Here is a 23,844-nt window from a genome sequence, read left to right as displayed (position 1 = left end):
TCTGCTTAATCCAGGCCCCGCACTGCGGGGCCTTTTTGTTTGCCTCTTGCCTGGTTGACTGCCCTATTCTCTATTAGGGTTAAGAGATCGTTTAGCTGAACTTTCAGAAGGAAACGGCATGTCTCAACCTAACCTTGCACCGGAATTCGAACTGCTTGACCGCTACTGGCGGGCAGCAAACTACCTCTCCGTCGGACAAATTTACCTGATGGATAACCCGCTGCTGCGTGAACCGCTGCAGCCGGAGCACATCAAACCCCGTCTGCTCGGCCACTGGGGTACCACACCAGGGCTGAATTTTATTTATGCGCATCTCAACCGGATTATCCGCCAGCGCGACCTGAATCTGATCTACGTCTGTGGACCGGGCCACGGCGGTCCCGGCATGGTGGCGAATACCTGGCTGGAAGGCAGCTACAGCGAAATTTATCCCCATATCAGCCAGGATGCCGCCGGCATGCAACGGCTGTTTAAGCAGTTCTCCTTTCCAGGCGGCATTCCCAGCCACGCAGCACCCGAAACCCCCGGTTCGATTAATGAAGGCGGCGAACTGGGCTATTCGCTGTCACATGCGTTTGGCGCGGCGTTTGACCATCCCGACCTGATCGTGCCGTGCGTGATTGGCGACGGTGAAGCGGAAACCGGCCCGCTGGCCTCCAGCTGGCACGGGATTAAATTCCTCAATCCGGCGCGTGACGGCGCGGTGCTGCCGATTCTGCATCTCAACGGCTACAAGATCGCCAATCCGACGCTGCTCGGCCGCAGCAGCGATGAGGATCTGCGCCAGCTGTTCAGCGGCTATGGCTATGAGCCACTGTTCGTCAGCGGCGATCAGCCTGAAAAGATGCATCCGCTGATGGCAGACGCGCTGGATAACGCCTTCAGTAAAATTGCGGCGTTTCAGCGTGAGGCGCGCGCGGGCAAGGTCAGCAGCGGCATACCGCGCTGGCCGATGATTATTCTGCGTAGCCCCAAAGGCTGGACCGGCCCGAAAACCGTTGATGGCAAAAAAGTGGAAGGTTTCTGGCGAGCGCATCAGGTCCCGGTGGCCGCCTGCCGGGAGGATGAAGGGCATCGCCAGATTCTCGAAGCCTGGATGCGCAGCTATCAGCCTGACGATCTGTTTGACGAGCAGGGACGGCTGAAACCGGAGCTGCAGGCGCTGGCTCCGCAGGGCGATAAGCGCATGGGTGCCTCTCCGTATGCCAATGGCGGCCTGCTGCGCCGTGAACTGGATACGCCGGATATCGCTGAATTTGCCTTCGACACCGGCGAGCCCGGATCACAGATGGCGCAGGCCACCGAGCAGCTGGGTCGCTACCTGCGGGTGTTGTTCGAGCGTAATCAGGATAACTTCCGCCTGTTCGGCCCGGATGAAACTGCCTCCAACCGCCTGACGCCGGTGTTTGACGCCACCAGCCGCACCTGGCTGGAAACGATAGAACCTTACGATGAGCAGCTGGCACGCGATGGCCGGGTGATGGAGATCCTCAGTGAACATCAGTGTCAGGGCTGGCTGGAAGGCTATCTGCTGACCGGCCGTCACGGCCTGTTCAACTGCTATGAAGCCTTTATTCATATCGTCGATTCGATGTTTAACCAGCACGCCAAGTGGCTCAAGGTGACGCGCAAGCTGGGCTGGCGTAAACCGGTCTCTTCGCTCAACTATCTGCTCTCTTCCCACGTCTGGCGTCAGGACCACAATGGCTACAGCCATCAGGACCCAGGCTTTATCGATCACGTAGCCAACAAAAAAGCCGATATCGTGCGCATCTACCTGCCGCCCGATGCCAATACGCTGTTATGGGTGGGCGATCACTGCCTGCGTACCTGGGACCGCATTAACGTGATTGTGGCCGGTAAGCAGCCGGCACCGCAGTGGCTGGATATGGCCAGCGCTATTCGTCATTGCGAAGCGGGCATGGGAGAATGGCGCTGGGCGGGTACCACACCGGACGATGAAGAACCGGATGTGGTGATGGCCTGTGCCGGGGATGTGCCGACCATGGAGACCCTGGCGGCGGTCGATCTGCTGCGCGGCTATCTGCCTGACCTGCGCATTCGGGTGGTCAACGTGGTCGATTTAATGGCGCTGCAAACTCAGGATCAGCATCCGCATGGCAAGTCGGACGACGAATTTGATGCGCTGTTTACCGAGGATAAGCCGGTGATTTTTGCTTTCCACGGCTATCCGACGCTGGTGCATCGCCTGACCTATCAGCGCAATAATCACCGTAACTTCCATGTACGCGGCTTTATTGAGGAAGGCACCACCACCACGCCGTTTGATATGACGGTACTGAATGAGCTTGACCGTTATCATCTGGCGCAGGAGGCGATCCTGCGCGTGCCGGGGCTGGCGGATGCGCATCCTGAGCTGCTGGACGATCTGCAGGAGCGCATCGCGGAACACCATCGCTACGTGCGGGTGCACGGTGAAGATGTGCCGGAGGTGCAGAACTGGAAATGGCCCTCAGCCACCGCGCCAGGCGCGCCGGATTAAGCGGCCAGCAGGGCGTCAGTCAGCATCCAGACGGTGGTCGCCACCAGCGACAACGCCATCAGGCTGTTGAACAGCTGACGCTTCCAGGCAATTTGCAGATGGCTGCGCAGGCGATCGCCGAGCGCAGCCCAGATCAAAATGCAGGGCAGGTTCAGCAGCATAAAGCCGATCATCACCGCCAGCACGCCGCTGCTGGCGCTGTACAACAGGGCGACATTGGTGGCCATCAGCCAGGCTTTGGGGTTAATCGCCTGGAAACAGGCACCGCCCAGCAGCGTCATGGGTTGCGGTTTGCTGCGTTCTTCCGGAGCGGCCGCGCGGAAAATCTTCCACGACAGCCACAACAGATAGGCACAGCCTGCCAGCGTCAGCGGCAGGCGAATCGCCGCCATCCAGTGCAGTAATACCTCCAGCGCGACCCCGGCGATCACCGTTTGCAATGCGCAGCCCACCAGAATGCCAAACACCATCGGCAAGGTGCGGCGCATGCCGAAATTCACCCCGGAGGTGGCCAGTAACAGGTTATTCGGGCCGGGCGTAATGGACATAACGGTCACGTAACTGAAAAAAGAGGGATCGAGCATGATGGCACTCCTGATAATCAACAGAGCTTCATGCTACGGCGAGAAAAGGAATGGTAACAGTGACACAAAATCACTATTGTGATGGTTACAGTTCCGATTAACAGAGATTGTACCCATCACATCCGGAGGCGACTGTGTCCCTTGTTCCTTCTCCCGATCAGCGGCTCTATCAGCAGCTGGCAGACCACTTCGCTGAGGCGATTCATCAGGGCACGCTGAAGCCCGGCAAACGTCTGCCCGCCATCCGGCGCGTGGCACAATCGCACCAGGTCAGCGTCAATACCGTGCTGAACGCCTGGCAGTTGCTGGAAGATCGCGGCCTGATTGAGGCACGTCCACAGTCGGGCTACTACGTGCGCGGCGTATTGCCGGCAGTCACCCGGCACGATCCGCATAAAGCCAGGGTGCGCGATCCCAGCAGTGAAAAGCTCGACCTGATCGACAAAGTCTTCGCGGCACAAAACCATCCCGACTACATCAATATTTCGCTGGCCTGCCCGCAGGACAGCGAACTGTTTCCCGCCGCACGCATTGGCCGGATAACCGCCGCGCTGCTGCGTCGTCATCCCAACATGATCGGGCGCTATGCGCTTCCGCCCGGTAGTGAGCGCTTACGGGAGGAGATCGCGCGGCGGGCCTTGCATGCCGGACAAACGCTGACCGCCGATGAGATCACCCTGACCCACGGCTGCATGGAGGCGTTGCAGCTGGCGCTGCGGGCGGTGACGCAACCCGGAGACTGCGTCGGACTGGAGTCACCGACCTACTTCTTCCTGTTCCCACTGCTGGCGTCGCTGGGGCTGAAGGCGCTGGAAATCCCGACCGATCCACAGCATGGCCTGTCGCTGGATGCGCTGGAGATGTTGTTACAGGAGCAGCGTATCAAGGCGCTGATCGCCATGCCGAGCGCCCAGAATCCGCTGGGTTACTGTATGTCGCTGGCAAACAAGAAGCGGCTGGCGAAGTTAGTGAATACTTACCACGTTCCGCTGATTGAGGATGGTCTGTATGACGAACTGCAGTTCGACTGGCCGCTCTCTCCGGCGGTTAAGGCCTTTGATCGCGACGGCTGGGTGATCTACTGCACCAGCTTTACCAAAACCGTGGCACCCGATTTTCGTATCGGCTGGACCGCGGCCGGACGCTTCCACGACGCCATCGCCCGGCTAAAAGCGGTGTCGTCGATGGCGGAGTCGGCGCTGCTGTCGGAGACGCTGGCGGAATTTCTGGCCAACGGCGGCTACGATCACCATCTGCGCACCCTGCGCCGTCGCTATGCCGCCAACCTGGATCAGGCGCGCGGCTTAATCGCCCGCCACTTCCCGCAGGGCACCCGCGCCACGCTGCCACGCGGCGGCTTTGTCTTCTGGGTGGAGTTACCCGGCGGCGTCAATACCACCGAGATGTTTGACCGGCTGTTGCAGGAGCAGATTTGCGTGACGCCAGGCGCCCTTTACTCGCTCAGCGAACGCTACAATCATGCGCTGCGCCTCTCCTGCTGCTATCCGTTTGACGATCGCTACAGCTGGGCAATCCGGCGCGCCGGCGAGATAGCCTGCGAGTTAGCCGGATTATCGTCTGGCGAGGATCAGGGCGTACCGTTGCGGCCCCAGACGGTATAGCCGTGGCGCTCGGTCAGGCGCTCGTAATAGTGGCGCACCGCCGGATAATCGGGATGATCCAGCGGCGTTTCAAACCAGCGGTTGACCGCCAGGCCAATCGGAATGTCCGCCAGGGTGAAGTTGCGCCCGGCGACATAGCGACCGGTCTTTTCCAGCTGCTGATTGAGGATGCTCATGGTATGCGACCAGCCTTTGCAGGCCGCCGCCAGCAGACGCGGGTCCTGATGGGCTGGCGAGTGACGCACCAGTGACATAAACGCGTAGCGCCATGAGGTGTTGAGTTCGGTGGACTGCCAGTCCATCCACTGATCGATCGGTGCCCGCGACTGCGGATGGAGCGGGTAGAGCCATTCCCCGCCATAGGCGTTAGCCAGATAGCGCAGGATGGCGTTGGATTCCCAGATCACCAGCTCGTCATCTTTCAGCACCGGCACCATCGCATTCGGGTTAAGCGCCATAAATTCAGGTGAGTGGGTCGACTGGAAGCCATCGCCCCACTCTTCCCGCAGGTAATCGAGATCCAGCTCATCGCAGAGCCACAGCACTTTGCGCACGTTGATAGAAGAGGTACGTCCGAGGATGGTTAACATTCACAGTCTCCAGTGAAATCTTTAACTTATTCATAGCCCTGTTACCTGCTATAAGCAATCATCCGGCAGAGAAAAGGCCATGCAGACCACAATAAGCAAGGAGTGACAATGAAGGTCGCGTTTAAGCAAGTCGATGTGTTTACCTCCTCCGCCTTTAACGGCAATCCGCTGGCGGTGATTATGGATGCACAGGGGTTAAGCGACAGTCAGCTGGCGGCCATTGCCCGCTGGACTAACCTGTCGGAAACCACTTTCGTGCTGCCGCCTCAGGATGCGCAGGCCGATTATCGGGTGCGTATTTTTACCGTTGAGGGCGAACTGCCGTTTGCCGGTCATCCGACGCTGGGTACCGCCCATGCGCTGCTGGAAGCGGGCTGGCCCACGCGTACGCCGGGGGAAATTGTGCAGGAGTGTGGCGTTGGTCATGTCCGGGTGAAGATAGGTGCAGACGGCTCGCTGGCGTTTGCGGCCCCGGCGGCCACCATCACGCCGTGGCAGGATGCGCTAATGAGCAACGCGTTAAACAGCGACGCCTTCGATCTCACCCAAAGCCCGACGGTGGTAGATATGGGGATTCGCTGGCTGCTGGTGCCGATGGTCAGCGCCGAGGCAGTGCTGGCACTTCAGCCCAACGTCAGCGATCTGCAGCGGCTGCTCAAACATGCTGGAGTGACGGGTGTGATGCCGTTTGGCCGACTGCCGCAGGGCGAAACGGAGCAGTATGAAGTGCGCGGCTTGCTGGTTGAATATGGCAGCCTGACCGAAGATCCAATCACCGGCAGCGCCAACGCCTGTCTGGCCCGTTACTTCGCGGCAGCCGGCCAGACCACCGATTACCGGGTGCGTCAGGGCACCGTGCTGCAACGCGCGGGCCGGGTTCAGGTGACCTTCGCCGAAGGTGAGATCTGGATTGGCGGCACCACCGTAACGGTGATTGACGGCACCCTTTCGCTGTAATCCGTCAGCGGGCGCTCTGCCCGCTGACGCTGTCTGCGTTTAAATTGCCTGGCCGCCTGACGCTTCGATACGCTGGGCGGTAATCCAGCCGGTTTCCTCACTCAGAATCGCGCTGATGGCATCACCGATGTCATCCGGCAATCCGACCCGACCCAGCGCGGTCAGGCCAGCGATCTGATCGTTAATCTCTTTGGTGTCGCGCACCCGGCCACCGCCGAAGTCGGTTTCTATCGCACCCGGCGCCAGGATATTGACGCGAATACGCCGTGCGCCCAACTCTTTCGCCTGATAGCGCGTCAGAACCTCCATCGCTCCTTTCATTGCTGCATAGGTGCTGGAGCCTGGATAGACCAGCCGCGTCAGACCGCTGGAGATATTCAGGATGCGCCCGCCATCATTGATCAGCGGTAACAGCTTCTGCGTCAGGAAATAGGGCCCTTTGAAATGGACGTTAACCAGCGCGTCAAACTCCTGTTCCGTGGTGTCGGTGAAGGGTTTGTAATGACCATGCCCGGCATTGTTCACTAAATAGTCAAAACGCTCACGCTGCCAGTGCTGCTCCAGTACCTGACGAACCTGCGCGACAAAGCCGTCAAACTGACCCGTTTCACCGACATCCAGCGCCAGCGCGACCGCGCGCGATCCCAGCGCCTCAATTTCTTTCACCACCGACTGCGCCTCGTCAGCGTGACTGCGATAGGTCAGAATGATGTCTGTGCCTCTGGCAGCCAGTTTCAGCGCGCCATTGCGGCCTAAACCGCGGTTAGCACCGGTAATTAACGCAATTTTATGATTCATGTTGCACACCTGTTGGAAAATTGAACAGGATTTAAAGATATTCCTGAATAATTGATCTATAAACAGATCGAAACAGAGATCACTGTTTCAATAACAACAACAATCGGTGCACAACATGGATAAAATTCACGCAATGCAGGTGTTTGTTCGGGTTGCCGAAATGGGCAGTTTCACCCGCGCCGCAGAGAGTTTAGGCTTGCCGAAGGGCAGCGTGTCCCGGCAGATTCAGGCGCTGGAAAATCAGATGGCGACCCGGCTGCTGCATCGCACCACCCGCCGGGTCCAGCTGACGCAGGATGGGCTGGTCTATTACGACCGCTGTCTCGATTTGCTGTCGATGATTGACGATATGGATAGCCTGTTTCAGCACGATCCCGCCACGCTCAGCGGTAAACTGCGGGTCGATATGTCGGTAGCGATGGCCACCGGCTTTATCCTGCCGCGGCTGCCGGAGTTCCTGCAGCACTATCCGGGCGTAGAGATTGAGCTGAGCAGCAGCGATCGTCAGGTCGATGTGATCCGTGAGGGATTTGACTGCGTGATTCGGGTCGGTGAGCTCAAAGATTCAGGGTTAATCGCACGAAAAATTGGCACCTACTCCTTGATTAACTGCGCCAGTCCTGGCTACCTTTCGCGCTTCGGCAGACCGATCCGGCTGGAGGAGTTGTCACAGCACGCGATGGTGCACTACAGCCAGCAGCTGGGCCAGCCGTCGCCGGGCTTTGAATATTTTGACGGCAGACAGTGCCACTATGTGCATACCGGCGGCGTGGTGACGGTGAACAGCACTGAGACCTATCGCGCCGCCTGTCTGGCCGGGTTAGGCATTATTCAGGTACCGGCGATCGGTATCCAGAAACTACTGGAAAGCGGTGAACTGGTGGAAGTGCTGCACCACTTTCCCGCCCGGCCGATGCCGATCCATCTGCTCTATCCGCACCGGCGCAATGTCGCCCGACGGGTGCGGGTATTTATGGAGTGGCTGAGTCAGGTACTCCAGGAGTACGTCACCTGACCGGCTATACTTTGATTTTAATGATAAACAGGACAGTGAAGGTCTATGACAGACAAGCAGGAAAATCCACAGGATACGCAGCCGCCAAAGCCGCTGATCGATATTAAAACCGGCAACCATTCTGTTGACCAATCGATTGTGAAGGTTTCGCGCTTTGCCGCGTGGTTTCAGGCGATACCGGCGGTGGCACATTTTATCCGCGCGCTCGACCGTTTTAACGATCGGCTCGGCAGCCAGTTTGGTGCCGCGATTACCTATTTCTCCTTTTTATCGCTGATCCCGATCCTGATGGTTTCGTTTGCCGCCGTGGGTTTTGTGCTGGCATCGAATCAGGATCTACTGACCGATATCATCAACAAAATCGTCAGCAGCATCAGCGATCCAACGCTGGCGACTACCCTGAAAAATACCGTTAATACGGCGATTCAGCAGCGCGCCACCGTGGGGATCACCGGGTTATTGCTGGCGCTCTATTCCGGTCTTAACTGGATGGGTAACCTGCGGGAAGCGATTCGGGCCCAGTCGCGCGACGTGTGGGAACGCAAGCCCGACGATAAAGAGAAAATCTGGAAACGCTATATCCGCGATTTCCTGTCGCTGACCGGCCTGATGCTGGCGCTGGTGATCACGCTGTCGCTGACCTCGGTAGCCGGTTCGGCACAGGCGATGATTGTCAGCGCGCTGGGGCTGGATGGTATCGACTGGCTGCGTCCGGCGATGACCATTATCGCCACTTCTATTTCAGTGCTGGCTAACTATCTGCTGTTCCTGTGGATTTTCTGGATCCTGCCGCGTCACAAACCGCGCAAGAAAGCGCTGTTCCGCGGCACGCTGCTGGCGGCGGTGGGTTTCGAAGTGATTAAGTTTGTTATGACGCTGACGCTGCCCAAGCTGGCAACCTCTCCGTCTGGCGCGGCGTTTGGTTCCGTGCTGGGCCTGATGGCGTTCTTCTATTTCTTCGCCCGCCTGACGCTGTTCTGCGCCGCCTGGATCGCTACCGCTAAATACAAAGACGATCCGCAGATGCCGCAAGCGGGTCGCCCTTCCCACCCTCAATAATGACTCGCGGTTAATAACAGCGGAAAATATCACCCCGAGGCTATTTTTTATCCATATAACAGGATGAATAGCTGAGGGGTCACTTTTATTTAGCCCTTTCTTAGAGTATCCCGCCAGTTTTCGCCCGGTTTACCCTGCCATCCGCCGACATTCGCCGGACCTCAGAAATTATCCTCTTTTTGCCCGCCGAAGCCAGTAACGACGCGGGTTTCAGCATTGAATGACGCCTGGCAGGTGCGTAAGATTCTTTATCTGTATTTACAAATAAGAAACAGTTATGCAAGCCTCCATCTCAGAAACACTCGACAAGCAACAGGACCCCACGCCGGTTAATTCACGCAGCAAAGTGGTGATTGCCTCGCTGGTCGGCACGGCCATCGAGTTCTTCGATTTTTATATCTATGCCACTGCCGCGGTGATCGTTTTCCCGCATATCTTTTTTCCGCAGGGTGACGCCACCGTCGCCACGCTACAGTCACTGGCGACCTTTGCCATCGCGTTTATTGCGCGTCCGATTGGTTCGGCGGTGTTTGGTCACTTTGGCGATCGCATTGGCCGCAAAGCAACGCTGGTCGCCTCGCTGCTGACCATGGGGATCTCTACCGTGGTGATTGGCCTGCTGCCGGGTTATGAAACCATCGGCGTGCTGGCCCCGTTGCTGCTGGCGCTGGCCCGTTTTGGTCAGGGTCTGGGACTCGGTGGGGAATGGGGCGGCGCGGCGCTGCTGGCGACCGAAAATGCCCCGGCGAAGAAACGTGCGCTCTATGGGTCGTTCCCCCAGCTTGGCGCTCCGATTGGTTTCTTCTTCGCTAACGGGACTTTTCTGCTGCTGTCATGGCTGCTGACCGATGAGCAGTTCATGCAGTGGGGCTGGCGTGTGCCGTTTATTCTCTCTGCGGTGCTGGTGCTGATTGGCCTCTATGTGCGTGTGTCGCTGCATGAAAGCCCGGTGTTTGCCAAAGTGCAGAAAGAGAAAAAGCAGGTTCGGGTACCGATTGCGGCGCTGCTGAGCAAGCACCTGACCGCCACCATTCTCGGCACCTTTATCATGCTGGCGACCTACACCCTGTTCTATATCATGACCGTCTACTCGATGAGTTATGGCACCACGCCTGCGCCCGCCGGGCTGGGCATTCCGCGTAACAGTATGCTGTGGATGCTGATGTTAGCGGTGATTGGCTTTGGTGTGATGGTGCCGATTGCCGGTCTGCTGGCTGACCGGTTTGGTCGTCGTAAAACGATGATTACCATTACGCTGATGATTATCGCGTTTTCGTTCCTGTTCCCGGCGATGCTCGGTTCCGGATCGCAGGCACTGGTGATGGCATTTCTGCTGTTGGGTCTGAGTATTATGGGCCTGACCTTTGGCCCGATGGGCGCGCTGCTGCCGGAGCTGTTTCCGACGGAAGTGCGTTATACCGGCGCATCCTTTTCCTATAACCTGTCGTCAATTCTCGGTGCCTCTGTCGCGCCTTATATCGCCACCTGGCTGAATGCCAACTACGGTTTGCAGGCGGTAGGCTTCTATCTGGCCTCGATGGCGGTATTGACGCTGATTGCGTTGATCGCCTGTAAAGAGACGCGTAACCAGACGCTGTATGAGGTGTAATCCGGTTGGATGAAGGTTAGTGAAAACCCGGCAGCCGCCGGGTTTTTTTATGGGGCAGGCTCCCAGAGTACAACGGCTCTCAAAGGCTAAAAAAAGCATCGCCTTATGGTCAGGCGACAGGCTCAGGGAGCATACGACTTTCGCAAAGACGCAAAAGACGCGATCCATCGCGGGCTCAGCGCGTGCCATTACGCACCTCATCCCTGAGGTGCGTAATGGCACGCGATGCTTTGCTACAGGCGTATGCTCCCATCACTTTAAGCGGGTTAGTTGTCTGTTCGAAAATGCTCAATGACGTTTAAAGGCGTAGTGATATTGGCAGCAATGAAGAAGTTTAAGGGCACAGGGAACACGTTCAGAAGAGAAAAGCGTCCCGCGCCATGGACGGCGCGGGCCGAGCATGCCATGGATGGCGGGTTTTGCGTCTTTCCGATCTGACCGTGCTCCCTGGGCATGCACGGTCAGATAGCAGTGAAGGCAGAGTTCTACAGAGAACCGCCCAGCGTTTTTTCACAAAAAAACCCCGGCAAGCCGGGGTTTGTTTTGCTGAAAATTGTGTTGCCGGTAATTAGCCCGCGACAGCGATACGCTTCATGTCGGTCATGTAGCCACGCAGTTTGCGGCCCACGGCTTCAATCGGGTGCTGGCGAACCGCTTCGTTGACGTCACGCAGCTGCGCGTTATCAACCTGCGTGCCTTCAACCGCTTTACCCAGATCGCCCGGCTGCAGCGTGCTCATGAACTCTTTCAGCAGCGGCACCGCGGCGAAGGAGAACAGGTAGTTACCATATTCGGCGGTATCAGAGATCACCACGTTCATTTCATACAGACGCTTACGGGCGATGGTGTTGGCGATCAGCGGCAGCTCATGCAGTGATTCATAGTAAGCTGACTCTTCAATGATGCCGGCATCGACCATGGTTTCAAACGCCAGCTCAACGCCCGCTTTAACCATCGCCACCATTACCACACCTTTGTCGTAGTACTCCTGCTCTTCGATTTTGCCTTCATACTGAGAGGCGGTTTCGAACGCGGTCTGGCCGGTCTCTTCACGCCAGGTCAGCAGGTTTTTGTCGTCGTTAGCCCAGTCCGCCATCATGCCGGAAGAAAATTCGCCGGAGATGATGTCATCCATGTGCTTCTGGAACAGCGGAGCCATGATGGTTTTCAGCTGCTCTGACAGCGCATAAGCACGCAGTTTCGCCGGGTTAGAGAGGCGATCCATCATCAGGGTGATGCCGCCGAACTTCAGTGATTCGGTGATGGTTTCCCAGCCGAACTGGATCAGTTTTTCAGCGTAAGCGGGATCGGTACCTTCCGCCACCAGCTTGTCGAAGCAGAGCAGTGAACCGGCCTGCAGCATGCCGCACAGGATGGTCTGCTCGCCCATCAGGTCAGATTTCACTTCTGCCACGAAAGACGATTCCAGTACGCCAGCACGATCGCCGCCGGTTGCTGCAGCCCAGGCTTTGGCGATGGCCATGCCTTCGCCTTTTGGATCGTTTTCCGGGTGAACGGCAATCAGCGTTGGCACGCCGAAACCACGTTTGTACTCTTCACGCACTTCGGTACCCGGGCACTTCGGTGCCACCATCACTACCGTGATGTCTTTACGGATGGTTTCGCCCACTTCCACGATGTTGAAACCGTGCGAATAGCCCAGCGCAGCACCCTCTTTCATCAGTGGCTGAACCGCCTGTACCACAGCGGAGTGCTGCTTGTCCGGCGTCAGGTTTACCACCAGATCCGCCTGCGGGATCAGCTCTTCGTAGGTGCCCACTTTGAAACCGTTATCGGTCGCTTTGCGCCATGAAGGGCGTTTTTCCGCAATCGCTTCGGCACGCAGTGCATAGGCGACATCCAGACCGGAATCACGCATGTTCAGACCCTGATTCAGGCCCTGCGCGCCACAGCCAACGATAACGACTTTTTTACCTTTCAGAAAGCTGGCGCCATCGGCAAATTCATCGCGCGCCATGAAACGGCATTTACCTAATTGCGCTAACTGGTTGCGCAAGTTCAATGTGTTGAAATAGTTAGCCATGGGTACTCCAGTAAGGTTGTGTTTGCTTTTTTTTGTTCAGGAACGGCGTGTGGTGCAGCGCCGCGAATGACCCCATCATATGACAGGAATTCTGTTGCTTAAATTGATATATTAACAACGTCACATTGCAATAAATGCAACATCACGTTAAGGCGACGCGCATATGGATTTACGAGATCTGAAACTGTTTCTTCATCTGGCCGAAAGTTGCCACTTTGGCCGCACAGCACGTGCGATGCACGTCAGCCCTTCTACGCTCTCGCGGCAGATTCAGCGGCTTGAAGAAGATGTCGGTCACGCGCTGTTTCTGCGTGATAACCGCACCGTCACGCTGACGGAAGCGGGTGAACGCCTGCGCCAGTTTGCTCAGCAGACGCTGTTGCAATATCAGCAACTGCGCCATGTGATGGATCTCAACGGCCCGTCGCTCAGCGGCGAGCTGCGCCTGTTCTGCTCGGTGACCGCGGCGTACAGCCATCTGCCGCCCATTCTCGATCGCTTTCGTGCTGAACATCCGCAGGTCGAAATCAAACTGGATACCGGCGATGCCGCCGATGCGGTGGAAAAAGTGCACTCCGGCGATGCCGATCTGGCGATTGCCGGCCGTCCTGAAACGCTGCCTGCCAGCATCGATTTTATGCCGCTGGGGCTGATCCCGCTGGTGCTGATCGCACCCGCACTGCCCTGCGCCGTTCGTACCCAGGCAACACAGCCGCAGCCCGACTGGTCAAAAATTCCGTTTATCCTGCCGGTGCAGGGACCGGCACGGCGGCGTATCGATCTCTGGTTCCGCCGCCAGCGCATCCCGAATCCGGTGATATATGCCACGGTATCGGGCCATGAGGCGATTGTGTCCATGGTGGCGCTGGGCTGCGGTATCGCTCTGCTGCCAGATGTGGTGCTGGAGAACAGTCCGGAACCGGTGCGCAACCGCGTGCTGATGCTGGAGAATGTTGAGTCGGTGGCACCGTTTGAACTCGGCGTCTGCGTGCAGAAAAAGCGGCTCGGTGAGCCGCTGATCAGTGCTTTCTGGAGCCAGCTGTAATCAGTTGCCTGACAGGAAGAAACGGAACGCCGGGTTCTGGCTTTCGTCATGAAAGTCGTAACCCAGATCGGTGAGATGCTCTTCAAAGCGCGGCTCATCGCTGCCCAGCTCAAAGGCGGCCAGTACACGTCCGTAGTCGGTGCCATGGCTGCGGTAGTGGAAGAGCGAGATATTCCAGTGAGTCCCGAGCGTTTGCAGGAATTTCAGCAACGCGCCCGGCGCTTCCGGAAATTCGAAGCTGAACAGGCGTTCACGCAGCGGCTTAGAGGGACGTCCGCCGACCATGTAACGAACATGCAGCTTCGCCATCTCATCATCGGAGAGATCGACCACCTGATAACCACTGCCGGTGAGTTCGCTGATGATCTCGCTGCGCTCTTCCAGACCGCGGGTCAGCCGCACGCCAACAAAGATGCAGGCTTTGTCCGCATCGGCGTAGCGGTAGTTGAACTCGGTGATCGACCGGCCGCCCAGCGTCTGGCAGAACCGCAGGAAGCTGCCCTGCTGTTCCGGGATGGTGACCGCCAGCAGCGCTTCTCGCTGTTCGCCCAGCTCGCAGCGCTCAGAGACGTAACGCAGTCCGTGGAAATTGACGTTGGCCCCGGATAATACATGCGCCAGCCGCTCGCCTTTGATGTCGTGCTGCTGGATATACTTCTTCATTCCCGCCAGCGCCAGCGCACCCGAAGGTTCCGCCACCGCGCGCACATCTTCGAACAGATCTTTCATCGCGGCGCAGATCGCATCGCTGTCGACGGTGATGATGTCGTCGATGTAGGCCTGACAGAGCCGGAACGTTTCGCTGCCGATACGTTTGACCGCGACCCCTTCGGCGAACAGCCCGACGCGCGGCAGATCGACCGGATGGCCCGCCTCCAGCGCCGCCTTCAGGCAGGCTGAATCTTCGGACTCCACCGCAATCACTTTAATCTGTGGCATCAGTTGCTTGATCAGTACCGCGACGCCCGCTGCCAGACCACCACCGCCAACCGGGACAAAGACCCGATCGAGATGCGCATCCTGCTGCAGCAGTTCCATCGCCAGCGTGCCCTGTCCGGCAATCACCGCCGGATGGTCAAACGGTGGTACGAAGGTGTAGCCACGCTGTTCCGACAGCTCAATCGCTTTGGCTTTCGCCTCGTCGAAGTTAGCGCCAAACAGATAAGCCTCACCGCCAAATGCGCGCACCGCATCAACCTTGATATCCGCTGTCGCCACCGGCATCACAATCAGGGATTTGATGCCCAGCTTGCTGGCGGAGAGCGCCACGCCCTGCGCATGGTTGCCGGCTGATGCCGTAACCACGCCGCGCGCTTTTTGCTCTTCGTTCAGCCCGGCAATCATCGCGTAGGCGCCACGCAGTTTGAAACTGTGCACTGGCTGACGATCTTCCCGCTTCACCAGAATGGTGTTGCCGAGCCGCGATGAGATTTTTTCCATAACCTGCAGCGGCGTCACCTGTGCCACTTCATACACCGGTGAACGCAACACTGCGCGCAAATACTCGGCGCCACACGGCGCCTCGGGTAGCGGTTGAGACTCGGCCATTTTAGCCTCCCAGCTTGCTCTTATCGCGGACGGCGCCTTTGTCAGCACTGGTCGCGAGTAATGCGTAAGCACGCAGCGCAAAAGAGACTTCACGCTGACGATTGACCGGCGTATAGGCCGCATCACCGCGCGCTTCCTGCTCTTCACGGCGGGCGTGCAGTTCGTTATCCGGCACGGCGAGTTTGATACCGCGGTTAGGGATATCGATCTCAATGGTGTCGCCATCTTTGACCAGCGCAATGGTGCCGCCGTTGGCCGCTTCAGGTGAAGCGTGGCCGATAGAGAGGCCCGACGTACCGCCTGAGAAACGACCATCGGTGATCAGCGCACAGCTTTTGCCCAGGCCCATTGATTTCAGATAAGTGGTCGGATAGAGCATCTCCTGCATGCCCGGCCCGCCTTTTGGCCCTTCGTAGCGAATGACGACGACATCGCCCGCAACGACCTTGCCGCCCAGAATCGCTTCAACCGCGTCATCCTGGCTTTCGTAAACTTTGGCCGGACCGGTGAAGGTGAGGATCTCTTTATCTACGCCCGCGGTTTTAACGATACAGCCATCTTCTGCGATGTTGCCGTAGAGTACGGCCAGGCCGCCATCCTGCGAATAAGCGTTTTCGCGGGTGCGGATACAGCCTTCGGCACGGTCATCATCCAGCGTGTCCCAGCGGCAGTTCTGCGAGAACGCCTGGGTGGTACGAATACCCGCCGGACCGGCGCGGAACATATCTTTTACGGCCTGATCTTTGGTCAGCATGATGTCGTACTGATCCAGGGTTTCACGCATCGTCTGCTGCAGGATATTACGCGCGCTGCTGTCGAACAGGCCTGCACGATCCAGCTCGCCGAGAATGGCGAAGACGCCACCGGCGCGATGCACATCTTCCATGTGGTATTTCGGCGTACTTGGCGCGACTTTACACAGCTGAGGCACTTTGCGTGACAGGCGATCGATGTCGGAGATATTAAAGTCGATCTCGCCTTCCTGTGCGGCAGCCAGCAGGTGCAGCACGGTATTGGTGGAACCGCCCATGGCGATATCCAGCATCATGGCGTTCTCGAAAGCGGCCTTGTTGGCGATGTTACGCGGCAGCATGTTGACATCATCCTGCTCGTAATAACGTTTGGTCAGGCTGACGATGCGCTTACCGGCATTGATGAACAGCTCTTTGCGATCGGCATGGGTTGCCAGCAGTGAACCGTTGCCGGGCTGCGACAGGCCAAGCGCTTCGGTCAGGCAGTTCATCGAGTTGGCGGTGAACATGCCGGAGCAGGAGCCGCAGGTCGGGCAGGCTGAACGCTCAATCTGCTCGCTGTCGGCATCGCTGACGTTCGGGTTAGCCCCCTGAATCATCGCATCAACCAGGTCCAGCTTGATGATCTGATCGGAAAGTTTGGTTTTACCCGCTTCCATCGGCCCGCCGGAGACGAAGATCACCGGAATATTCAGGCGCAGTGACGCCATCAGCATTCCTGGGGTGATTTTGTCGCAGTTGGAGATGCAGACCATGGCGTCGGCGCAGTGCGCATTGACCATGTACTCGACGGAATCAGCAATCAGCTCACGCGAGGGCAGTGAATACAGCATGCCGCCATGACCCATGGCAATACCATCATCCACCGCGATGGTGTTGAACTCTTTAGCCACACCGCCTGCCGCTTCGATCTGCTCGGCAACCAGTTTACCCAGATCGCGCAGGTGAACGTGGCCAGGGACAAATTGGGTGAATGAGTTGACCACCGCGATAATCGGTTTACCGAAATCGTCGTCGGTCATTCCTGTCGCGCGCCATAAGGCACGGGCACCCGCCATGTTGCGGCCGTGGGTGGTAGTGGCAGAACGGTACTTAGGCATGCTCTATTTACTCCAGTAATAATGTCTCGCGGGCGTCAGATAACGCCCGCGCAGTGTCTGCTTATGCGTTAACCGGATCTAACCAGCCCCATTTGTCTTCGGTTTCGCCAGTGAACAGACCAAAGAAGGCCTGCTGGATGCGGGCAGTAATCGGGCCGCGTTTGCCTTCGCCGACCTGGATACGATCAACGCTGCGCACCGGCGTGATTTCCGCTGCGGTGCCGGACATGAAGATCTCATCCGCCAGATAGAGTGATTCACGTGACAGCGTTTGTTCACGCACTTCAATTCCCATATCGATCGCCAGTTTGATGATGGCGTCGCGAGTGATGCCTGGCAGAGCGGAAGAGGTGAATGGTGGTGTGAACAGAATGCCATCTTTGACTTCAAACAGGTTCTCACCCGCGCCTTCAGAGATGTAGCCGTTGGTATCCAGCGCGATACCTTCCTGATAGCCGTGACGACGAGCTTCGCTACCCACCAGCAGTGAAGAGAGGTAGTTGCCGCCGGCTTTGGCCGCTGTCGGCAGGGTGTTCGGTGCTACACGGTTCCACGAGGAAACCATGGCATCGATACCATTTTCCAGCGCTTCGGCACCGAGGTAAGCACCCCATGGGAAGGCGGCAATGATCACATCGGTGCTGAAACCGTCTGGCGGGTTCACGCCGAGGCCGACATCACCGACAAACGCCAGTGGACGGATATAGGCACTTTTCAGTTTATTGACGCGGATGACTTCGCGGCACGCTTCCATCAGCTCATCAACGCTGCTTTTAATCGGGAAACGGTAGATTTTGGCGGAGTCGTGCAGACGTTGCATGTGTTCGCGATGGCGGAACACAACCGGTCCTTTGTGAGAGTCGTAGCAACGCACGCCTTCAAATACCGACGTACCGTAGTGCAACGCGTGGGACATGACGCTAACTTTCGCCTCTTCCCACTTAACCATCTCGCCATTGAACCAAATAAAGTCTGCTTTCTTCGTGCTCATTTTTCTTCCCTCTCGCGGCTAGGCGCGGATTTGTTGTGTTGTCTGTTGTTGAATCTGAACGCAGGCGACATCGATCAGTTTGCTTAACTGCGAAGACAGTAAATCGACCGAGCGCTGGCTGGCAACGGTCATTTCGATATTAATGTTTTCAGCGTTGGCCACGGAGGCCATGTTCATTGAGCAAACCTGAAAGCCGCGGTGACGCACTACGCGTAAGATGCGCTCCAATATTTCAGGGCGAAAGCGGGCTTCGATAGACAATTGATGCTGATTCATACGGTTTTCTCCATCATTTGTGCATTGCTGGCACCCGGCGGTACCAGTGGCCAGACGTTTTCATGCTCATCAATTGCAACATGCAGGAAGTAAGGACCTTCGCTGTTCAGCAGAGCATCAAGTGCGGCGTCGACCTGTTCTTTACGGGTAATGCGCTGGCCGGGGATATCAAAGGCGCTGGCCAGCGTCAGGAAATCGGGGTTGTCAGACAGATTGGTTTCGCTGTAGCGGCCATCAAAAAACAGCTGCTGCCACTGACGAACCATACCGAGACGCTGGTTATCCAGCAGCACGATTTTAACCGGCAGCTTGCCGCGTTTGATGGTGCCCAGCTCCTGAATGTTCATCATGATTGAGCCGTCGCCAGAGACACAGATGACGGTGTCCTGCGGGCGGGCGACCTGCGCTCCAATCGCGGCCGGTAAGCCAAAACCCATGGTGCCTAAGCCGCTGGAGGTGATGAAATTCTCTGGCGCGCTAAACGCCATATGCTGCGCTGCCCACATCTGATGCTGACCCACATCGGTGGTCACTACCGCATTGACGGGTTTGCGATCGGACAGTTGCTTCAGCAACAGCGGCGCATAAATGGCGTCACCCGGATGGTCATAGCGCCAGCTGTGACTGGCTTTAAGCGCTTTCACCTCATCACGCCAGGCATCGATATTCAGGGGCTGACTCAGCGCGGGCAGCAGATGGTTAAGATCGCCCTGCAATGAAACATGGGCGCGGCGTAATTTGTTCAGTTCCGCCGGATCGATATCGAGATGAATAACGCTGGCGTGCGGGGCAAAGGTATCCAGCTTGCCGGTCACCCGATCGTCAAAGCGCGCGCCAACCGCAATCAGTAAGTCACAACGCTGAACCGCCAGGTTGGCCGCTTTGGTGCCGTGCATCCCCAGCATGCCGAGATAGAGTTCGCTGTCTGCATCCACGCTGCCCAGACCTTTCAGCGTGGCTACCGCAGGGATGCCCGTCTCTTCAGCCAGCGCACGCAGTGCGGGAACGGCCTGCGCCATACCTACGCCACCACCGACATAGAGCATCGGTTTCTTTGCCTGCGCCAGCAGCGCGCGGGCGTCGATAATCGCCTGATGCGGCAGATCCATCCCCTCTTCTACCGGCACCAGATGCGGCGTGGGTTCGCCCTGCGCAATCTGGATATCTTTAGGAATATCAACCAGCACCGGGCCCGGGCGGCCCGATTGCGCCAGAGCGAATGCTTCAGCCATGATGGCAGGCAACTCGTCTAACGACTCGACCAGGAAACTGTGTTTGGTGCAGGCCAGGGATAAGCCCAGTACGTCGATTTCCTGAAAGGCATCGGTACCAATAAACGCGGAAGAAACCTGGCCGGTTACCGCCACCACCGGTACCGAATCCATCATCGCATCGGCCAGTCCGGTGATCAGGTTCGTGGCACCCGGTCCCGAGGTAGCAATGCAGACGCCGGTTTTGCCGGTTGAGCGTGCATAACCAATCGCAGCCATTACCGCGCCTTGCTCATGACGACACAGTAGGTGTTCCACGCCGCCATCATAGAGCGCGTCGTATACCGGCATGATGGCGCCGCCCGGGTAACCGAATACGGTATCCACACCCTGCGCGCGTAAAGCCTGAACTACCCACTGTGCACCTGTCATCGCTATTCTCCTGTGTCCTGACCGGAACAACAGAATTTTATGCTACTGTTCATTGTTTGTTCCTTGTAGATTTACTGATATTTCGCCTGGTCGAAAAAAAACCCCCGGACCTTTCGGTGCGGGGGTTTTTTCGGATTCGAGGCTTGATTTTTAAGCCTTTCTTTCTCCAAGCGTAGCCCCGCACGGTAGGTTGATAATCACCACCACGCTAATCAAAACTAGGCTAATCACTTGTAGAAGGGCTTTCATGTGTTGTTCAATTCTTTTACGTGTTCGAAGTAATGCCTACAGAGTTAACATAGTCAGGGGGGATAGCACAACATTTTTCGTCTGTTTTTTTCCACGTCCGGCATTAAGTATTGGCCTATCAATTTGTAATAAAAAGAATAAATTCCGGATGATAAATATTCATCACTTTCGTGACGTAATAATATTTTGCTGAATTTGCGTACAGCCTCGCTCGCTTTTGTCCCGCCCTGTAACGACTATCGATCCGCTGTGTTCCGCCTCGCATACCGGTGACACTCTCTTCGCTTTTCTCTTTTGCTGACCTCAGACTAGCAGCATTAAGGAGCGATTATGTCATTATCAAAAGTCCTGACCCGGGCTGCGTTGGGGGTAGAGGCGCCACTGGTCACTATCGAGGCGCATATCAGCAACGGTCTGCCCGCGCTGACGCTGGTCGGCCTGCCAGAGACCACGGTAAAAGAGGCGCGAGAACGGGTACGCAGCGCCATTATCAATAGCGGGTTTGTGTTTCCGGCCAAACGGGTCACCATTAACCTGGCACCGGCGGATCTCCCCAAGGAGGGCGGGCGTTATGATTTGCCGATGGCGATCGCCATTCTGGTGGCCTCTGAGCAGCTGCCTGCGGATAAGCTGACTCACTATGAGTTTCTGGGCGAGCTCGCCCTTGACGGCGCGCTCTGCGGTGTACAGGGCGCGATTCCCGCGGCCATGGTGGCTATCCAGGCCGGGCGGCAGCTGGTGCTCTCTCGCGAAAACCAGACGGATGTCGGATTAATTCGTCAGGGTTCATCGCTGATTGCTTCACACCTCAGTGAGGTCTGTGCTTTTTTGCATAATCAGCTCACTTTACCGATTGCCAGCTATCCTGACGATCAGTGTGAATCGTCGGGCGACGATCTCGCCGATATTATTGGCCAGCAGCAGGGACGCAGAGCATTAGAAGTTACCGCAGCGGGTGGACATAACCTGTTGCTGATCGGGCCGCCCGGCACGGGCAAAACCATGCTGGCGACCCGACTACCGGGCATCATGCCGCCCCTGAGCGATCAGGAAGCGCTGGAGTGCGCAGCTATTGCCAGCCTGGTCAATGGCAACCCGTCACACCGGCAGTGGCGCACAAGGCCATTCAGGTCCCCTCATCACAGCGCCTCTCTGTATGCCCTGATCGGAGGCGGCTCACTGCCTCGGCCCGGCGAGATCTCGTTGGCACATAATGGCGTACTGTTTTTAGATGAGTTGCCAGAATTTGATCGCAAAGTGCTCGACTCTCTGCGTGAACCGATAGAATCGGGACTGATTGCTATTTCCCGCGCCAGAGCAAAAGTGACCTATCCTGCACGGTTTCAGCTCATCGCCGCGATGAACCCCAGCCCTACCGGACATTATCAGGGTCAGCATAATCGCTGCTCGCCACAGCAGGTGCTGCGTTATCTCAGCAAATTATCCGGTCCTTTTCTCGATCGCTTTGATCTGTCGCTTGAAGTTCCGCTGCTGCCGGGCGGGATGCTGGGCAGGCAACGCCACACGGCGGAGAGTTCAGTGACGGTACGTCAGCGGGTCGTCGCTGCACGCGCTATTCAGCTGGCGCGGTCAGGCAAAATTAACGCGCATATGAACAATGCAGAAATTCTGCGCTGGTGTCAGATTGGCAAAGAAGATGCTGAATGGCTGGAGTCGGTGCTGGAAAAGCTGGGTTTGTCGGTACGGGCCTGGCAGAGAATTTTAAAAGTGTCTCGCACGCTGGCCGATCTGGCGGGGGATGAGAAGATAAACCGGGCGCATTTGCAGGAGGCGGTGAGCTATCGCTGTATTGACCGCTTAATGATCCACCTGCATAACAGCCTGCAATAAAAGAAGGGGCGTAAGCCCCTTCTTATTAGTCGTCGCTGTCGCTGAAGTCTTCAACGGTGTCCATCTGCGGCTTCCCGCCAGACAGGGTGTGAAAACGCTTCGGACGCTTAATGCGTGTGATGTATTTGGTCCATACACGCTCAGCTTCTGTTTGCGGCTCACGCTGACCACGACACACTTCTATGAATAACCGTTCTTCTTCTGTTGCAGGTTCACGCTTTGATAAATCAAGCTCATTAAAGGCGAAACCGTGGCGTTCAAGAAGCTGGGCTTCTTTAATCGTAAAATCACCGTGGCGTGAGAAACCACGCGGGTAATGTTTGTTATCAAAGAAACGATTTTCGGTTAAGAAGCTTTCCGCCATGTTACACGCTCCTGATTCTCTTATGCCTTACTATTTATGGCGCGGAGTATTAGATAGGCTTGACAGAGTGTAAAACAAAACATTTAAATCTATACGACAAATAAATTTTGGGAGAACGCTGTGGATACGGAATTACTGAAGACTTTCCTGGAAGTGAGTCGAACGCGCCATTTCGGGCGTGCTGCGGAAGCACTTTACCTCACGCAATCTGCTGTCAGTTTTCGCATCCGTCAGCTGGAAAATCAGCTTGGTGTCAATCTTTTTACCCGACATCGCAACAACATACGGCTGACGGCCGCGGGCGAACGGCTATTACCCTACGCTGAAAGTCTGATGAGCACCTGGCTGATGGCTAAGAAGGAGGTCTCCCATACTCAGCAACATCATGAGCTCTCTATCGGGGCCAGCGCCTCGCTCTGGGAAGCCTATCTCACGCCGTGGCTGCAGACGCTCTATGAGAACCGGGAGAGCCTGCATTTAGAAGCGCGGGTGGCACAGCGTCATCTGCTGGTTAAGCAGTTGCATGAGCGGCAGCTGGATCTGCTGATCACCACTGAAGCACCGAAAATGGATGAGCTGACCAGCCAGCAGATTGGTCATATCTCACTGGCATTATTTTGTGCACGGCAGAGTGAGAAGCGCGAGAAGTATGATTATATTAAGCTCGAATGGGGTGCAGATTTTCACCAGCATGAGAGCTATCTCTCCGGCGGTGATGATGTGCCGGTTCTGACGACAACATCGGCTCATGTCACGCGTGAGCTGTTACATACAACAGGTGCCTGCGCCTTTCTGCCTGACTTCTGGCATAGCCTCTACAGTGAACTGATGGTGATTCCGGATACGCCGGTTGCGGTGCGCCCGCTTTATGCGGTCTGGTTACAGAACAGCGATCAGCAAGCGCATATACGTCAGTTACTGAAGTTTCCGGTTCTGGTCAGGCAAAACAGCTGATTTTCGAACGCGAAAAGTGGGAGAAAGACGAGGAAAAGGATGAAGAGCCAGCAGATATTAGCTGGTTTTTTGTTCAGCATTGGGCTACAGGCAAAAAAAATCCTTTGCCGAAGCAAAGGATCGTTTTCTGGCAGGGGCGGAGGGACTCGAACCCCCAACACCCGGTTTTGGAGACCGGTGCTCTACCAATTGAACTACGCCCCTAAATAGGGTGGCGGAACGGACGGGGCTCGAACCCGCGACCCCCTGCGTGACAGGCAGGTATTCTAACCAACTGAACTACCGCTCCA

20 protein-coding genes and 2 tRNA genes are annotated in these 23,844 nt (G+C 56.9%); 9 read left to right on the top strand and 13 right to left on the bottom strand.

What is annotated here, in order from left to right; translation table 11 throughout:
- Positions 1 to 118 precede the first annotated feature (118 nt).
- A complete protein-coding gene (locus LZU96_RS01430; RefSeq protein WP_233986417.1) occupies positions 119 to 2,503 on the top strand; it encodes a phosphoketolase in 2,385 nt (794 codons plus the stop codon).
- Here the strand turns inward: LZU96_RS01430 and LZU96_RS01425 are convergent.
- Complete coding sequence (locus tag LZU96_RS01425; protein WP_233986407.1) at positions 2,500 to 3,087, bottom strand: LysE family translocator; 588 nt, start codon at positions 3,085 to 3,087, stop codon at positions 2,500 to 2,502. The genes LZU96_RS01430 and LZU96_RS01425 overlap by 4 nt on opposite strands.
- Before the next feature lie 134 nt (positions 3,088 to 3,221).
- On the opposite strand from LZU96_RS01425, the gene LZU96_RS01420 reads away from it, so the two are divergent.
- Positions 3,222 to 4,709, top strand: coding sequence for a PLP-dependent aminotransferase family protein (locus tag LZU96_RS01420; protein WP_233986405.1), 1,488 nt, complete (start codon positions 3,222 to 3,224; stop codon positions 4,707 to 4,709).
- Here the strand turns inward: LZU96_RS01420 and LZU96_RS01415 are convergent.
- Positions 4,676 to 5,299 carry a glutathione S-transferase family protein gene (locus LZU96_RS01415; RefSeq protein ID WP_233986390.1) on the bottom strand — a complete coding sequence of 208 codons (624 nt, stop codon included), beginning with the start codon at positions 5,297 to 5,299 and terminating at the stop codon, positions 4,676 to 4,678. The two genes, LZU96_RS01420 and LZU96_RS01415, sit on opposite strands and share 34 nt — an antisense overlap.
- 108 nt (positions 5,300 to 5,407) lie before the next feature.
- On the opposite strand from LZU96_RS01415, the gene LZU96_RS01410 reads away from it, so the two are divergent.
- Positions 5,408 to 6,256: a PhzF family phenazine biosynthesis protein gene (locus tag LZU96_RS01410; RefSeq protein ID WP_233986388.1), complete on the top strand. Its 849-nt coding sequence runs from the start codon at positions 5,408 to 5,410 to the stop codon at positions 6,254 to 6,256.
- Positions 6,257 to 6,295: 39 nt separating this feature from the next.
- Here LZU96_RS01410 and LZU96_RS01405 read toward each other — a convergent pair whose 3' ends face one another.
- On the bottom strand, positions 6,296 to 7,054 hold the full coding sequence (locus LZU96_RS01405) for an SDR family NAD(P)-dependent oxidoreductase (RefSeq protein ID WP_233986386.1): 759 nt from the start codon (positions 7,052 to 7,054) through the stop codon (positions 6,296 to 6,298).
- A gap of 115 nt (positions 7,055 to 7,169) precedes the next feature.
- Here LZU96_RS01405 and LZU96_RS01400 point away from each other — a divergent pair, with 115 nt between their 5' ends.
- The 3 genes from LZU96_RS01400 (at position 7,170) to LZU96_RS01390 (ending at position 10,737) form a co-directional block, all read left to right on the top strand.
- Positions 7,170 to 8,069 (top strand): LysR family transcriptional regulator, encoded by a 900-nt coding sequence (locus tag LZU96_RS01400; RefSeq protein WP_094121622.1) that lies wholly within the window; start codon positions 7,170 to 7,172, stop codon positions 8,067 to 8,069.
- Between the two features lie 45 nt (positions 8,070 to 8,114).
- Complete coding sequence (gene yhjD / locus LZU96_RS01395; RefSeq protein ID WP_233986384.1) at positions 8,115 to 9,128, top strand: inner membrane protein YhjD; 1,014 nt, start codon at positions 8,115 to 8,117, stop codon at positions 9,126 to 9,128.
- Between the two features lie 277 nt (positions 9,129 to 9,405).
- The gene (locus tag LZU96_RS01390; protein WP_233986377.1) at positions 9,406 to 10,737 is read left to right on the top strand and encodes an MFS transporter; all 1,332 of its coding nucleotides are present in this window, start codon (positions 9,406 to 9,408) and stop codon (positions 10,735 to 10,737) included.
- Between the two features lie 568 nt (positions 10,738 to 11,305).
- Here the strand turns inward: LZU96_RS01390 and ilvC are convergent.
- Complete coding sequence (gene ilvC / locus LZU96_RS01385; protein WP_233986375.1) at positions 11,306 to 12,781, bottom strand: ketol-acid reductoisomerase; 1,476 nt, start codon at positions 12,779 to 12,781, stop codon at positions 11,306 to 11,308.
- A 163-nt stretch (positions 12,782 to 12,944) separates the two neighbouring features.
- Between ilvC and ilvY the strand changes: the two genes are divergently transcribed.
- Entirely contained in the window at positions 12,945 to 13,826 is an 882-nt protein-coding gene (gene ilvY, locus LZU96_RS01380) for an HTH-type transcriptional activator IlvY (RefSeq protein ID WP_233986366.1), read from the top strand.
- Here the strand turns inward: ilvY and ilvA are convergent, their stop codons facing one another.
- From ilvA to ilvL, 6 genes are all read right to left on the bottom strand, one after another.
- A complete protein-coding gene (gene ilvA / locus LZU96_RS01375; RefSeq protein WP_233986358.1) occupies positions 13,827 to 15,374 on the bottom strand; it encodes a threonine ammonia-lyase, biosynthetic in 1,548 nt (515 codons plus the stop codon).
- A gap of 1 nt (position 15,375) precedes the next feature.
- Positions 15,376 to 17,226: a dihydroxy-acid dehydratase gene (gene ilvD, locus LZU96_RS01370; protein ID WP_233986351.1), complete on the bottom strand. Its 1,851-nt coding sequence runs from the start codon at positions 17,224 to 17,226 to the stop codon at positions 15,376 to 15,378.
- 61 nt (positions 17,227 to 17,287) lie between these two features.
- Positions 17,288 to 18,217 carry a branched-chain amino acid transaminase gene (locus tag LZU96_RS01365; protein ID WP_094121627.1) on the bottom strand — a complete coding sequence of 310 codons (930 nt, stop codon included), beginning with the start codon at positions 18,215 to 18,217 and terminating at the stop codon, positions 17,288 to 17,290.
- An 18-nt stretch (positions 18,218 to 18,235) separates the two neighbouring features.
- Complete coding sequence (gene ilvM, locus LZU96_RS01360) at positions 18,236 to 18,493, bottom strand: acetolactate synthase 2 small subunit (RefSeq protein ID WP_008926359.1); 258 nt, start codon at positions 18,491 to 18,493, stop codon at positions 18,236 to 18,238.
- Positions 18,490 to 20,136: an acetolactate synthase 2 catalytic subunit gene (gene ilvG, locus LZU96_RS01355; RefSeq protein ID WP_233986343.1), complete on the bottom strand. Its 1,647-nt coding sequence runs from the start codon at positions 20,134 to 20,136 to the stop codon at positions 18,490 to 18,492. The genes ilvM and ilvG overlap by 4 nt, the downstream gene beginning before the upstream one ends.
- A gap of 150 nt (positions 20,137 to 20,286) precedes the next feature.
- On the bottom strand, positions 20,287 to 20,385 hold the full coding sequence (gene ilvL, locus LZU96_RS01350) for an ilv operon leader peptide (RefSeq protein WP_233986335.1): 99 nt from the start codon (positions 20,383 to 20,385) through the stop codon (positions 20,287 to 20,289).
- 330 nt (positions 20,386 to 20,715) lie between these two features.
- Between ilvL and LZU96_RS01345 the strand changes: the two genes are divergently transcribed.
- A complete protein-coding gene (locus tag LZU96_RS01345) occupies positions 20,716 to 22,236 on the top strand; it encodes a YifB family Mg chelatase-like AAA ATPase (RefSeq protein WP_233986325.1) in 1,521 nt (506 codons plus the stop codon).
- A 25-nt stretch (positions 22,237 to 22,261) separates the two neighbouring features.
- Here LZU96_RS01345 and LZU96_RS01340 read toward each other — a convergent pair whose 3' ends face one another.
- Positions 22,262 to 22,600: a DUF413 domain-containing protein gene (locus tag LZU96_RS01340; protein ID WP_094121630.1), complete on the bottom strand. Its 339-nt coding sequence runs from the start codon at positions 22,598 to 22,600 to the stop codon at positions 22,262 to 22,264.
- A gap of 120 nt (positions 22,601 to 22,720) precedes the next feature.
- Here LZU96_RS01340 and hdfR point away from each other — a divergent pair, with 120 nt between their 5' ends.
- Entirely contained in the window at positions 22,721 to 23,554 is an 834-nt protein-coding gene (gene hdfR, locus LZU96_RS01335) for an HTH-type transcriptional regulator HdfR (RefSeq protein ID WP_031377324.1), read from the top strand.
- A 128-nt stretch (positions 23,555 to 23,682) separates the two neighbouring features.
- Here the strand turns inward: hdfR and LZU96_RS01330 are convergent.
- Together LZU96_RS01330 and LZU96_RS01325 are read right to left on the bottom strand one after the other, a co-directional pair.
- A tRNA-Trp gene (locus LZU96_RS01330) sits at positions 23,683 to 23,758 on the bottom strand.
- 8 nt (positions 23,759 to 23,766) lie between these two features.
- Positions 23,767 to 23,843 (bottom strand) — tRNA-Asp (locus LZU96_RS01325).
- Position 23,844 lies beyond the last annotated feature (1 nt).

The sequence above is a fragment of the Pantoea agglomerans genome (assembly GCF_021397715.1).
Taxonomy (GTDB): Bacteria; Pseudomonadota; Gammaproteobacteria; order Enterobacterales; family Enterobacteriaceae; genus Pantoea; species Pantoea astica.
This window is presented reverse-complemented; position numbering and strand designations above follow the sequence as displayed.

What these genes read in the sequence shown, in the direction of transcription:
- LZU96_RS01405 (WP_233986386.1), bottom strand. Translation starts at nt 7,054, where the DNA reads ATGAATCATAAAATTGCGTTAATTACCGGTGCTAACCGCGGTTTAGGC.
- LZU96_RS01365 (WP_094121627.1), bottom strand. Translation starts at nt 18,217, where the DNA reads ATGAGCACGAAGAAAGCAGACTTTATTTGGTTCAATGGCGAGATGGTT.
- LZU96_RS01415 (WP_233986390.1), bottom strand. Translation starts at nt 5,299, where the DNA reads ATGTTAACCATCCTCGGACGTACCTCTTCTATCAACGTGCGCAAAGTG.
- LZU96_RS01340 (WP_094121630.1), bottom strand. Translation starts at nt 22,600, where the DNA reads ATGGCGGAAAGCTTCTTAACCGAAAATCGTTTCTTTGATAACAAACAT.
- ilvY (WP_233986366.1), top strand. Translation starts at nt 12,945, where the DNA reads ATGGATTTACGAGATCTGAAACTGTTTCTTCATCTGGCCGAAAGTTGC.
- ilvC (WP_233986375.1), bottom strand. Translation starts at nt 12,781, where the DNA reads ATGGCTAACTATTTCAACACATTGAACTTGCGCAACCAGTTAGCGCAA.
- ilvD (WP_233986351.1), bottom strand. Translation starts at nt 17,226, where the DNA reads ATGCCTAAGTACCGTTCTGCCACTACCACCCACGGCCGCAACATGGCG.
- LZU96_RS01410 (WP_233986388.1), top strand. Translation starts at nt 5,408, where the DNA reads ATGAAGGTCGCGTTTAAGCAAGTCGATGTGTTTACCTCCTCCGCCTTT.
- LZU96_RS01425 (WP_233986407.1), bottom strand. Translation starts at nt 3,087, where the DNA reads ATGCTCGATCCCTCTTTTTTCAGTTACGTGACCGTTATGTCCATTACG.
- LZU96_RS01390 (WP_233986377.1), top strand. Translation starts at nt 9,406, where the DNA reads ATGCAAGCCTCCATCTCAGAAACACTCGACAAGCAACAGGACCCCACG.
- LZU96_RS01345 (WP_233986325.1), top strand. Translation starts at nt 20,716, where the DNA reads ATGTCATTATCAAAAGTCCTGACCCGGGCTGCGTTGGGGGTAGAGGCG.
- LZU96_RS01430 (WP_233986417.1), top strand. Translation starts at nt 119, where the DNA reads ATGTCTCAACCTAACCTTGCACCGGAATTCGAACTGCTTGACCGCTAC.
- ilvA (WP_233986358.1), bottom strand. Translation starts at nt 15,374, where the DNA reads ATGGCCGAGTCTCAACCGCTACCCGAGGCGCCGTGTGGCGCCGAGTAT.
- ilvL (WP_233986335.1), bottom strand. Translation starts at nt 20,385, where the DNA reads ATGAAAGCCCTTCTACAAGTGATTAGCCTAGTTTTGATTAGCGTGGTG.
- ilvG (WP_233986343.1), bottom strand. Translation starts at nt 20,136, where the DNA reads ATGACAGGTGCACAGTGGGTAGTTCAGGCTTTACGCGCGCAGGGTGTG.
- ilvM (WP_008926359.1), bottom strand. Translation starts at nt 18,493, where the DNA reads ATGAATCAGCATCAATTGTCTATCGAAGCCCGCTTTCGCCCTGAAATA.
- yhjD (WP_233986384.1), top strand. Translation starts at nt 8,115, where the DNA reads ATGACAGACAAGCAGGAAAATCCACAGGATACGCAGCCGCCAAAGCCG.
- LZU96_RS01400 (WP_094121622.1), top strand. Translation starts at nt 7,170, where the DNA reads ATGGATAAAATTCACGCAATGCAGGTGTTTGTTCGGGTTGCCGAAATG.